This window comes from Candidatus Flexifilum breve (genome assembly GCF_016713355.1).
In genome coordinates this window covers 869,944-882,497 of sequence record NZ_JADJPI010000037.1, presented here as the reverse complement: position 1 = coordinate 882,497, position 12,554 = coordinate 869,944, and the positions used below count along the sequence as shown (strand labels likewise).

Sequence of the window (12,554 nt, the reverse complement as noted above, 5' to 3'; positions counted from 1 at the left end):
CAGTCCGTCTGGGTTCGAGCGCTACCACTGGAACGCGGCACCAGAACGCTGTGATCCGGCCTGCACGACGCCGTCAACTCACTTTTTCGAGCAAGTTCTCACTCATCACCTTCGCCACCATTTCCACCCGAGAACTCACATTCAATTTCAGAAAGAGGCGCTTGGCATAGGTATTCACGGTGGTTGGGCGCAGCAGCAGCGCCTGCGCAATCGCTTTATTGGTGAGCCCTTTGGTGATCAACCCCGCGATCTCCTGCTCACGTGGGCTCAGTTGACGGTGCCGGAGGTCCAGCGACTCGGGCGCTTCCGCAATCGTCACTTTGTAGAAGCGGTTCTCAAGCCAGACGTAGACCTGAAACCGAGTCCCGGTTCCATCGTCAAATGCCGTTTGAACGACGCCCGCTGCGCCGAGTAACTGGCTCAATGCCTGCTGCAAACGCGGATCAGACGTCAAGGCCGAAGACGCGGATGCGCCGTCCAGAGTCTCGACATCAACGTACGAGGGTGCGTCAAACATCATCTACCTTTCCTATTCACTTGCGCATAAATCACGCTTGTATTTACGTAAATGCCACCGACGCACCCGCTATCACAGCCTCGGTTGAAAATCCCCTGTCGCATAAATGAGTGACGCCATCTGGGGTCGTCGAAATCGGGACATAGACCGTCAGCGCAAAACCGACTAGCCTTGCAAATGCCCGTCAAAATGCGGAAGGAATGAGGACAATGTCTAGCGCTTCTTACTTCAATCCGGCCTTCGAAAACCAGTATCTCGAGAACGACCAGTTCGACATGGAAGGCGATTTCGAGGATCTGGAATACGAAAATCTGGAAGGCAGCGATCCGGAAGGATACAGTCTGGAAGACGAGCTGTCCTATGAGGACGGCGAGGATGGGGAGATGGGTGAGTTGGAAGGCGACCAGTTCTCCTTCGGTCGCATTTTCCGTAAGATCACGCCCGTCCTGAAGAAGTTCGCGCCGAAGGTGGCGAGCCTGGTGGGTGGGGCAGTCGGCGGTCCAGCCGGTGCAGCCATCGCCAACCGGATCGCGTCTGCCGTAGCGCGCGAACAAGAGGAGATGGAATACAGCGGCGAGTATCTGGGCGAAGAAGAAACGCAGTTCGAATCGATGCTCGAAGCCAGCGGTCTCAACATGGAAATCCTCGGCGAAATGGCTCATTACGCCGAATTGGCCGCCCAGACTGAAAACGAAGACGAAGCCGATCAGTTCATCGGCGCAATCGCAAATCTCGCATCGCAAATCCTGCCCAACCTGCTCGGCGAATCGCAGTACGAAGACGTCTCGCGCGAGTCGATTGTCAGCGAAGCCATCTACGAAGAAGAGTCGGATCAATTCCTGCCCTTGATCGCCGCGGCTGCCCCGCTGATCGGCAAGGCCGCCGGAGCACTGCTGCCCCGCGTCCTGCCGCACGCCACCCGAGCAGTGTCGCGCGCCGTTCAGGGCGTTGGCCGCTCGATCAAGCGGATGCCCCCGGCACAGCGGCGCGTCGCCATGCGCGCCCTGCCCCGCGTCGCCGCGAAGACCGCCTTGCGGACCGCGCGGGCGCTGCCCAAAGTGGCGGCCACGTCCAAGGGACGCCCAACCGCGCAGTCGGTCGGTCAGGTCGTCGCCGGCGCAGCCGCGCGTCCCATCGTCGAGACGCTGGGATCGCCGACCACGCTGCAGACCGCCGCGCGTCGGAACCGGATGTGGGCCCGCCAGTACCGCGTCAGCGGAACGCTCACCATGACGCCTATTCGCCGCCGCAGGATGTAACACGATGTGGCTCACGACAGCGCAGGCTAAACCAACTCCGGTTCGAGCCAATGGCAACGGGACACCACTGTCGCTGCGGATCGCTCGCGCCGCGCAGCACTTTGCCCGCGCTCAGGCGGTGAATTCCGCCCGCAACGCCGCCGCGCTGCGCCCGTTCCACGCTGACGAATTTGGAACACACCCCGGCAGTCCATCCAGCGCGCACATCGCCGCGGCCAATGAGCTGATTAGCAGCCTACGCGATCAACTGGATGGAGTCGTGGAACGACTGGAGGCGAGCACGGCTTCCTCCAGCCAGCCACAAGCGCGCGGGCTGGAACCTGTGCTGGCGTATCGTGAACGGGCCGAACGTGGGATCAAGCTGATCGAAAAGATCTGGGCCTTCTACCTGGAACTGTTCGGGCAGCGGCAGTCGCCGTTTGCACCCATGCTGCTCGCGGCTGACCGCATCGCTCTGGATTCGTATCAGGCTGTGTTCGTCGGCTTAGGTACGGCCCGCTCGATCCCATCGCCAGCGCCGTTCTCGTACATGGAGACGGGTTTCACCCCGGCGACATTCCGGCGTGGCATTCCGCTGTCGCGCATCAGCAAACAGATCAATCCGTTCCCGGTGGTCAGCCTGCCGCATCATCGCTTGGTCAATCCGTGGACGCTCGGGGCCGTGCCCCACGAGGTCAGTCACAATCTGCAAAGTGATCTCGGCTTGTGGGAGGACGTGCCCAAACGGGTGCGAGCGCGGCTGCTGGACAATGGGATCGACGTCGGCAGCGCGGCCACCTGGGCGCGCTGGCACAAAGAAACCTGGGCCGACCTGTGTGGACTGCTCCTCGGGGGTCCAGCCGTCGTCGACTCGCTGCTCGATGTGGTCGCGCGCACGCCGCTCGCCACCACCGCTTACAACCCGAACGGAGTGCATCCCACGTCGTACCTGCGCGTGCTGATCAATGTGGAACTGCTGCGGCGCATGGGCTTTCCCGAGGAGGCCGCCGTGTACGAAGGCTTATGGAAGCGTATGTATCCGCAGCCGCGCGCCGGCGGCATTCCAGCGGCGCTGCTGGCCAGCTTTCCGCGAGCCTGCGCGCTGGTCGTCGACACCATGTGCTTCCAGCCGTACGCGCAGTTGGGCGGCAAAGCGCTGGCCGAGGTGGTCTGCTTCCGTCCGGAGTACGCACAAATGACAGAGGAAGCGGCGGCGCGCCTCGCGCACGGCACCGATCCGGGCATCATACCGGCGCGCTTTTTGATCAGCGCGGCGCGGATCGCCTTTGAGCGCGGTCATGCCGCACCCGATGTCATCGCTCGGCATTTCTATCGCGCGCTGACGCAGCGCTAGTCGATCAGCACCACCCTGTTCGAGGTTTCAGTTCGGATGGAGGCAAATGACAATGGCAGTGGTAATCAAGGGGCGGGTGCACCTGATGGGTGAACCCGGCGAAGCGGCGCAAGCGATGCCGCGTCTCCTCGTGCAGGCGTGGGACACTATTTTCCTTCGCCAGCAGGAGATGCTGGGAGAAGCCGTCACCGACTCGGTCGGCGGTTTCATGATCGAGATCGATCCGACCACACGGAGCGGCAAAAGCCTGTCGGCGAAGACCAAAATCTACTACCGCGTCCGCCATAATGGGCGCGAAATCCCCGTGCGCGATGTGACCGGCAGTTGGGCGGTCGCCGCGGACGATCCCAAAGGGCAGCCGACGGTCTACGAAACGGCGCTCTCCGTTCTAGCGCGTGACTTGCAGACTCAGGACTCGGACGTGATTCTCAAAGAAGTGGCCGGGAGTCTGCGTGATTTGGTCGCTATTCAGCCGACCAAAGGCGGAAATGGCACGGGCAGTCAGAGCTACCCGTCTGAGATCGAGACGGCGGTCGCCGATGCGGCCCGCGATCTGCTAGGTAAACGGGTTGCCGCCCGCGATGGCAAGGGGCTGATCAGCGCGTTGAGCCGCGTGTTCGAGTTTGAGGTCGTCGACGGGCATCGCAGCGCACGCTGGCGTCCGCCGACGTACGCCGTCGAAACGGAACTGGGCGCACAGCTCACCGGCGCGCAAGCCAGCCTGTATCAATTCGCGGCCACCGGCATTGCCGAACTGCGCCGCCGCATCGATACACTCGTTGCCCAGGGGACGGACGTCGACGATGACCGCGTCAGCGGCGCGCGTCTCAGCTTTCTCGCCGAGGTGGACGATCTGCTCGGCGCGCTCGGCTCCGAGTCGCTCCGCAGCATCCGCATCGATGGTTCCTTTGAACGGCTGGAGGCGTATCTGGAAGAGATCGAAGAGGCGTTCGATTTCGACGACGACGAAAACCGACTGACGGTCGAAGACGAGCGCGCCTACACCGATTTCCTGATCGCCGAGCAGTATTTGAACGGGTTGAAGGACGCCTGGGTTCGGTTCAGAGACGATCCGGATGTGACATTCGGGACGCTGCTCATGGAATTGGAGCGGCTGTTCGCGGTCGTCACCGAGGGCGTGGACGAAATCTATACCATGCTGGATACGCTGGACTTTGACGCCGCCGAGCGGCGCGCCACCGAGCTGACCTTCTCAGACGAGCAGATCAGCATTGCTGAACTGTTCGACTGGGTGCTGATCTTTTCCAGCAAAGCGGCGCGGGTGCTCAAGGATGGCGGCAGGAAAGCGCTGCCCCGGCTGTGCTCGGAAGCCACCCAGCTCTATGAGTTCATGGACAATCTGGTCACCAGTCCGCCGACCAACATCCGCGTATTCAATCATTCGCGGGTCATCATCGCCATCGCCGAGCTGGCTGGCTATCTGGAACAGGTCAAGAACAAGCTGTGCTTCGACACATACAGCGCAGCCGGTCTATAAGAGTGTGAAGGAGACTCTCCATGTCCACTACCCAGCAAGTGCAGGATCAGGAGTTACAGCTCGCTGAGTTCGCGCAGCAGCTTGTCGACCGCCTGGGGCCGCGCCTGATCGCCAACCCATCCTTCGCCGAACAGATCGTGGATCAGATCGACACGATGTTCGAATCGGTGATGGAGCAAAGCGCCCAGATGCCGCGTCCAGCGGACGGGGGGCTGGCCAACCTCATTGGCCTCGGCGATGAGTCGGCGCGCGGCATCGCGGAGACGCATCTGCCCTATCAGGTGCGCCCCTATGACGAGCAGATCAGCGCCGAGCGCATTCTGGCGACGGGCGACCTGTACTACATTTACCAGCACGAGATGATCGGCGTATTCTCCGCCGTCCTCAAGCTGCAAGAGCTGTTCAAAGCGGGGACGGTGCGCCTGTCCGATGGACGCGGCGCCTACCGCCTGTACCAATATGATCGGCGCGAGGTGCTGCGCCATACCGCCCGGGATCGCTTCCAGGCGTACCGTCGAGTCTTTGGCTACACGCCCGTGCCGCCGCCGAACGGCGCGCAGCCGAATCGCAAGTTTCACGGGCTGTTCAGCCAGTTCATGAATGAAGTGTCGCAGTTCTGGCGCGACAAGCGAGTCGCCGAGGTGGTGCGCACCAACGCCAATGATCCCAGTTTTGCCAATATCTCACGGGTGCGCCGCGCCGGGCTGGCTCTGCGCAACAACCTCAAGAACGCTTCGTATGGTCACGTCAACGTGCTGCGCGTCGAACTGCTGCAGCTGCTTGAGGAAGCCTTCGAAATTCTGGGAGCGGAAGACATCCGCGACCTGTTCGGGGCAGACAACGCCTGGGATGTCATCGAGGAAGTGCAGCGGCGCTATCTTGGGCGCGTCTACCTGCCGACGTCAGAACGCAGCCGCATGGCTATCAGCGGACGCAACGTCATTCGCTGGTTGGGACACAATTACATCCTCAACAACCGCCGGGCGGAATTTGAAGGTTTGCTAGCATTGATCGCCGACGACGCCGACGAATGGCTGACCAGTGTAGAATCGCTGCAAACCGATCAGCCGCGCGTTGTTTCCGCGCCGCGGCCTAACCGCCGCACCAATGGGCGCCAACGCGCGATCACGCCGCAAGCGTCCGGTGAGTGGATCGGCTGATGTCCTCGCGTGGCTCTCTCGCCAACCCGGGAGAGCCACTGCACTCGTTCGCCATCAGCGATCATGAAAGGACATACCTGTGAACGACTACGAACGCGAGTCGCTGCTCGCCGAAATGCTGTCCAGCGGACAGCGAAGGCGGCAGCTCATTCGCAACCTGAATACGATGCTCCCGACCGGGCGGAACCGCTGGTTTCAATCCCAGACGAACGCGCACCGCGCCGCACAGACGACGGCTCGTCGCCTGACGCAGAGGACAGGCCGTCCCTTCGCGGTTCGACATCATGTCTACCAGCCGCTCAGGCTGCGCCATTATCATCTGGCGACGCCGGACGGCCGCCCGGTCCGGCTGCGCTTCTTTTATGGGGTGATTGAAACGCTCCTTGAAGCTGAAATGGACAGCGAACTGGGCGGACTGGTCAGTGCGTTGGCCAGCGGCGCGAAGGTGGCCTCGGCCATCGGCAAAGGCGCGCGCGTCTTGGGAACCGTTGGCAAGGGCGCGCGGGTGCTGGGCACGGTCGGGCGCGGCGTACGCACGGCCTCGACCGTCGCCCGGGGGGCACGAGCGGCAGCCCAGGTTGGGCGAGGCGTACGCGCCGCCTCGACGGTCGCGCGCGGAGCCCGAACCGCAGCCCGAGTTGGCCGCGGGGTCAAAACCGCTTCACGGGTCGGGCGCGGCCTCGGGAGTGTGGGGAAAATGGGTCGCAGTTTGAGCGGCGTGCGCCGCGCGGCTTCGACTGCGCGCACTGTCGGCAAGGTGAATAGGCCGATCAAGATTGTGCGCGGTCCCGGCGGTTTACCGGTGATTCGCAGCGCCGGAACAGGCGTGAAGATCTTGAAAAGTCCACGCTTCGCGCCCTCGCGCTACGGTGGACGCCAGATCACGCCCACCGACGTGCCGCGCAGTCGCCCGAAGGGTTACCGCCGTCCGGCGAAAGCCGCGCGGCAGCTGGCGACCGGGCAAAAGCAGCGCGTCGCCGACTCCGCCTGGAAGGACTTCCTGCGCAAACGCCGCGCCTATGTCAAACGACTGCGCGCTCGCAAAGGTGAGGATATCCACCATGCCATTGAACGACAGGTGCTGACCCGCTATCCGGGCGTGTTCAACCAGCGCGAGATCAATGATTTTGGCAACATGCGCGGCATCCCCACCGAAAACGCGGGGCTGAAGCAGTTACACAATCGCTCGATCCGCGACCAATGGGATTATCACTACCGCAAGCTGGACGCCACGATCGTCGAGAATGGACTCGAACCGGGAACGCCCGAATACAACCAGTTTGTCCGCGACTACCTGTCAGCCGCGCGGGATGAGATCGACTACACCATCGGGCAGTTTTTCACCGAGCAGCGACGAGCGGGCGACGATTGAAGCGAGACGCCGCGCCCAGCCGGGCGCGAAGCTTACCGGAGGTGAGCTGTGGACTTCGAGAATGCGTATGAATACGCGGTGCTGGAAGCGGAAGGCGCGAGCGATGTCGCCTGGATTCAGCGCTCGCTCAACCAGATCATGAGCGCGGGGCTGGCAGTCGATGGCAAACTGGGGCCGCAGACTCGGGAGGCGATCAAGAATTTTCAGCGCAGCCGCGGGCTCACCGCCGACGGAATTGTCGGGCCGACTACGGAGGCCGCGCTCAGAGCGGCGCTGCAAGGCGGCGGTTCAGCGGGCAAGCCGACGACGCTCGACGGCTTTGCCTTTGACAGCGCTAAACTCAGCGCGGGACATCAGGCGCTGATAAATTCACTGGCGCGCGAAATCGTCGCCAGCCTGGGCACACCCGCACCAGTGAAATCGGTCTACATCGTCGGGCATACCGATCCGGTGGGGTCGGCAGCCTACAACGATCAGCTTGCCCACCGACGCGCCGACGCGGTGGCGATCCAACTTCGCGCCAGCCTCGGGCAATTGCGCCCCGGCAGCAACAACCTTGTGAGCATCGTCGTGGAATCGCGCGGCGAAACCGAGCAGATAGCGGGCGGCGCGGCGCGGAATCGGCGCGTCGTCATCACGCTGCGCACGGGCGGCCGTCCCAAAAGCTGCGTGATTCGTCCGGTATCCACCACTCAGGTCATTGCGCGCCTTGGCGTGCCACGCTCGCGTTCGCTAATGTTCACGCGACCGGGCGCGGTGTTGGCCGAAAATCCGCCGCCGATCACTCGTCCCTGCTGTATGCTCGCGCCACAGCAAAGTCCGCGCGGCTCCAGCACTTCTAACTTACTCAAACCCGGTGGCATGGGCAAGCACAATGGCAGTAACGAGCAGGTGGGGCTGATCTACACGGGCAAAGCGGGCTTCCTCGACTTAGGTCATATTCGTGATATGGTCGACATCACCAAGTCGATTCATGACCAGCTCACACAAGGTCCCACACCCAACAAGGTCGCTGCGGTCTTCACCTTTGGCGGATCGCGGGTGTTGATGGGCGAAGCGGTCATGCACAAATGCCCGGTTGATGACATTTTGGTCGCGCGGGCTATCGCCTATGATGTCGGGCTGGGACACGAGATCTTCTCCTATGATCTCTCGACACCCGGCGGTCACAACTCCTCGTTTTCGCCCGAAGATCTGTGCTCCAACCTGCTGGGCACGCTGATCGGGGCGCGCGCGCTGAAAGCGGGCGGCAACTTCAACGACGCGGTGACGCGGGAGCTCGACAAATTGCTACGTGACCTCGACGCGCAGAGCGTCGCCGAGTCGCGCCGTGCCTTTGACCTGATCAACGGACGCTGGGTGAAGTGGTCAGACACATCCGGGACCGTCTCGCTGCTGAGCAAAGACTACCTGCGCCGCCGCAATTTCTCACATGTGCCGTGGAAAGCTGGCCATAGCAGCGACCAGGCGACGCCCGCATTTGCCACCGCATTTTTCCCGCCGCTCCGCTCCATTTATACCTACACGCACAAGGAAGGCGGCACGGACATCAAGGCGGACGACTTCGGTAATCGGATCGACGCCATCAAAGCGGATGCTAAGAAGCGCTACGGCGCGAACTTCGACTCGCCGTAGCCCGATAGATGGAGATGCAGCCCATGATCATCGACTGCCACTGCCACGCCGGGCGCGGCGACCTGCTGACCGATCCGTGGAATACGGATGCGCCGCTGAAGACGCATCTTGAACGCGCTCGCGCGGCGGGCATCGACACGACGGTGGTCTTCGCCCCATTTCACACCGACTACGCTGTCGCCAATGCGGAAGTCGCGCGCATCGTCGCGCGCCACCCCGGCCAATTGGTGGGATTCGCTTTCGTCCATCCCCGCCGCGACACTGGGCGGATTTTCCAAATGGTTGAGCAGGCGGTCGCACGCTGGAGTTTTCGCGGCATCAAAGTTCATGGTGCGGATGGGCTGCCTGGACGCGAAATCTGCGCCGTGGCCGCCCATTTCGGCATTCCCGTGCTGGTCGATGTCGTCGGTAAGGCGCACGCCATCGAGATGTTCGCTTCGCGCTACCCCTCCGTCGATTTCATCATCCCGCATCTGGGTAGCTTCGCGGATGACTGGAAGGCACAGCAGACGGTGTGCGATCAACTGGTGCGTTATCCAAACGTCTATGCGGATACCTCTGGCGTACGCCGCTTTGACTACATTGTGCAAGCGGTGGAACGGGCGGGCGCACGCAAATTGTTGTTCGGCAGCGATGGTCCGTGGCTGCATCCCGGGGTGGAACTGCACAAGATTCGGGTGCTCGGCCAGTCACCCGCCGACGAAGCGCTGATCCTCGGCGGCAACATACGCCGGCTGCTGGCAAAGATGCGTAAGCCAAACCTTACGCGCTTCGCAGCGAAGGAACTGCCGCCACAGCAGGAGCTACCGATCGTCGTGGAGGCGACTTCACAGCGCGACCCTGAGCTCTAGGTAGACTCCAGCGCTTTCGTTTAGTTTGAGTGGATAAAACCTCTGCATGGTTTTCTGGACCAAGGCTTCAGTTCTTCTCTGGCTTCTGGGTGCATCCCATCCTCCTGTTTCTTCTGCAGATCCTACTGCAAACTGTCCAAGAGACTATGACGTATTACAGTCATGCTGCCAAAGTACAGGGCCCAAAACCGAGGAGCATATCGATTGCTACTCCCTCAGATATGTCACATAATATCGAGCGTCTGTTCGCCGACTTTAAGGTTGAAAATGTGCACTTGCTGTGCGAAAGTCACGTGCAGCGTAAGGGGGGATTGCGTAGCAATCGACAGACGGGGACAGTCGTCAGAATGATCACGCTGTTCGCAGATCAAATTGACGGTGTTGGACGATCCGAGCGGATAGCGGATCACCCCATGACGTTCAGTGAGACGAATATCCCAGATTAGGGTCGTCCCAGCATCCGTCGTACGTAAACCGATCAGATACTCCAGCGGGATAGTAATTGCCGAAACACCTGTCCAACCGACAAAGTCGCGTCCGGCAGGCTTTCCCGGCCGTGGATACTCCGGTGAGTAATTCTCCCACAGCGTCCCTGTCTGCTGGAAGACCGCCGCCACATTCTCAACGTGATTACGGGCTATCGCATAGGCGAGGTCGTGCTTTCCCTGTTCCGTCAGCCCCCGCAGTACCATGTAATTGGTCGGCGACCAAACCGCGCCCAGCCAGTATCCACCATAGGGATTGTAGTCGGGCGAGTCATGAGGCGTTGTCGGCACACGATGCGGACGATTAAACATCTTAGGATCGTCCAGATGGGCAATCAGTCGGTGAGCCCGATCTTGCGGGAGATCTGCGTTCAACAATGCCCAGTACGCTCCAATGCTCTTCGTCGAACTTAAGCGTCCATCAGGCGCACGGTCAAAGTAGAATCCGCAATCCTCATCCCACAGATGCTCGTTGATCAGTAGCTTAAGCTGTTCCAACTCGCTCGTTAACTCGTCGTTGAACTCATCACGTCCAATAGTCTGCGCCATGGTGAGCAGAATCCGAAGGTTAAGCGTCTGCTGCAATGTCGCATCGCCCCAGGTGTAATGCCGATGATGAAACTCCGAACGCGGCACACGGGTCTGATTATCCATGCCACTTGCCCACCCGCATGTCCAATAACTGCCATCAGGATGCGTGCGCCAATCCTTCCACCAGCGATGATAGCCGACCAACACGGGGAACACTGCGCTTAAGCGATCAACATCGCCTGTGTGGTGATAATGCTGCCATTCCGTCCACGCGAAGAGATTGGGCCCCGTGCTGCGCGGGTCAAGCGCTTGATAGAGGTCATGTCCGCTGTAGGTGTCGATCTCGCGGCAGATAAACCCGTCGTCGTGCTGTTTGGCGTAAAAGTTATCCAGCGTCCCCATAAAATCGCAGACGCGGCGAGCATAGCGCCCGAACTGCATCATAAAACAGCTATCCCAGAGATACGTATTCGCATTGAAGGCTGGATCGATGAAGTTGGCGATGAAACCGGTCCCGCGTTCAGGTTGGCGCAGATTCTTGAATGCCAACTGCCACGCCTTGTCGTACATGGCAACCCATTCAGGATGGTCATCGGCGATCAACTGCGGCAGTCGCTCCCGATCATAGGCGGGTATGGGTTTAGGTTCATACTGACGCTGCCGGAACACATTTTCGGCGACCGGATAGCGCGGCGGAAACGGAAAAGTCCCCATCATGCGTTTGGCGACATAATCCAGATCGGGGATGTGCAGATCAAGTGCATTCAACAGAATCGACAAGAGGTAATTATTGAACGGGTAATCCGGTCGCATCTTGATTTGGGCAACAATCGCGGCCCGGTTCGCTTGATTCACATCGAACAGCGCTGCCAGCTGCGCGCTTGTGCCATAGATGAGGTACTCAGCCTCGCGTACGCCTGCCTCAATCCGTGCTTCTCGTGGACTGACAATGATGGAGAATAACGGTTCATCGGACGTGACCAACCCGAAGACAAATGTATTGGCCGGCGCGCTTGGATGATTGGGGCGAAAACGAGCCAGCGCCGACTCAATAACCATAGACAGAGTCATGAGATTGTCCTCAGTGCAGGGCCAGAAAATGTCGGTGCTACTCGCCTTTTTGCGCACTCCGCAGCGTATCTTCCACCGCCAGCAGATGTTCAAACATGCGCTTACTCGCGACTTCTGCATCGCGGGCCTTCAACGCTGCCAAAATGCCTTCATGCATGCGTATCGCGCGTTCAACACGATCCGGATTCACTGCGCCTTTATCGACCGAGGTGCGCTGACTGCTGGCAATACTCATCCGCGTAAGCGCCTGCATGATGCGCATGAGCAGCGCATTGCCCGAATAGTCCGCGATTCTGACGTGGAATTCGATATCTAGCTGAGGGAAGTCTTCCGGGTTGGTTTTGTGGCATTGCCATGAGCGGGCAATCAAATCGTCAAGACTGGCGATCCCTTCATCGGTGATCCGCTTGGCGGCGAACGCTGTTGCCCCCGGTTCGATTACCTCGCGCGCTTCAATCAACTCCAAGAACGAGCTGTCATTAAGCGAAAAAACCAGGTCGAAGTTCTCGACCAATAACTGCGGCTCCAGCGATGTGATGTAGGTGCCAGAACCGTGCCGTAGTTCGACCACATTCATCATCGACAATGAACGGAGCGCCTCGCGTAAAGTCGCGCGACTCACGCCCATCAGCGTCGCAAGCTCGCGTTCCGGCGGCAGGCGATCACCAGGCCGTAACTGCTGTTCCCGGATCAGTGACAGCACACGGTCTGTGATCTGGTGCGAGATGGCTTCACGATGCACAGTCCCACGAAATTGCTCATTCATTGTCGCTTGTCGAGCTGCCATGAGTTTAGTGTCCAAGTGATCTAACCAATTATGACTTCCATCATAAGCGATTCGT

10 protein-coding genes are annotated in these 12,554 nt (G+C 60.5%); 7 read left to right on the top strand and 3 right to left on the bottom strand.

Annotation, left to right across the window (positions count from 1 at the left end; genetic code table 11):
* Positions 1-73: 73 nt before the first annotated feature.
* A complete protein-coding gene (locus IPK17_RS34775; protein ID WP_343422314.1) occupies positions 74-520 on the bottom strand; it encodes a response regulator transcription factor in 447 nt (148 codons plus the stop codon).
* 206 nt (positions 521-726) lie between these two features.
* On the opposite strand from IPK17_RS34775, the gene IPK17_RS34770 reads away from it, so the two are divergent.
* The 7 genes from IPK17_RS34770 to IPK17_RS34740 all read left to right on the top strand — a co-directional run bounded on the left by IPK17_RS34770 (position 727) and on the right by IPK17_RS34740 (position 9,625).
* The gene (locus tag IPK17_RS34770) at positions 727-1,776 is read left to right on the top strand and encodes a hypothetical protein (RefSeq protein WP_343422313.1); all 1,050 of its coding nucleotides are present in this window, start codon (positions 727-729) and stop codon (positions 1,774-1,776) included.
* Positions 1,777-1,780: 4 nt separating this feature from the next.
* Positions 1,781-3,109, top strand: a complete 1,329-nt coding sequence (locus tag IPK17_RS34765; RefSeq protein ID WP_343422312.1) for a hypothetical protein — start codon at positions 1,781-1,783, stop codon at positions 3,107-3,109.
* Between the two features lie 52 nt (positions 3,110-3,161).
* Positions 3,162-4,607 carry a hypothetical protein gene (locus IPK17_RS34760; RefSeq protein WP_343422311.1) on the top strand — a complete coding sequence of 482 codons (1,446 nt, stop codon included), beginning with the start codon at positions 3,162-3,164 and terminating at the stop codon, positions 4,605-4,607.
* Positions 4,608-4,627: 20 nt separating this feature from the next.
* On the top strand, positions 4,628-5,767 hold the full coding sequence (locus tag IPK17_RS34755) for a hypothetical protein (RefSeq protein WP_343422310.1): 1,140 nt from the start codon (positions 4,628-4,630) through the stop codon (positions 5,765-5,767).
* A gap of 79 nt (positions 5,768-5,846) precedes the next feature.
* A complete protein-coding gene (locus IPK17_RS34750) occupies positions 5,847-7,139 on the top strand; it encodes a TrbL/VirB6 family protein (RefSeq protein ID WP_343422309.1) in 1,293 nt (430 codons plus the stop codon).
* A gap of 48 nt (positions 7,140-7,187) precedes the next feature.
* Entirely contained in the window at positions 7,188-8,774 is a 1,587-nt protein-coding gene (locus IPK17_RS34745; protein WP_343422308.1) for a DUF4056 domain-containing protein, read from the top strand.
* Positions 8,775-8,788: 14 nt separating this feature from the next.
* A complete protein-coding gene (locus IPK17_RS34740) occupies positions 8,789-9,625 on the top strand; it encodes an amidohydrolase family protein (protein WP_343422307.1) in 837 nt (278 codons plus the stop codon).
* A 224-nt stretch (positions 9,626-9,849) separates the two neighbouring features.
* On the opposite strand, the gene IPK17_RS34735 is transcribed toward IPK17_RS34740, so the two are convergent.
* Both IPK17_RS34735 and IPK17_RS34730 read right to left on the bottom strand, forming a co-directional pair.
* Positions 9,850-11,712 carry an MGH1-like glycoside hydrolase domain-containing protein gene (locus IPK17_RS34735; protein ID WP_343422306.1) on the bottom strand — a complete coding sequence of 621 codons (1,863 nt, stop codon included), beginning with the start codon at positions 11,710-11,712 and terminating at the stop codon, positions 9,850-9,852.
* Positions 11,713-11,749: 37 nt separating this feature from the next.
* On the bottom strand, positions 11,750-12,499 hold the full coding sequence (locus IPK17_RS34730; protein ID WP_343422305.1) for a FadR/GntR family transcriptional regulator: 750 nt from the start codon (positions 12,497-12,499) through the stop codon (positions 11,750-11,752).
* Positions 12,500-12,554 lie beyond the last annotated feature (55 nt).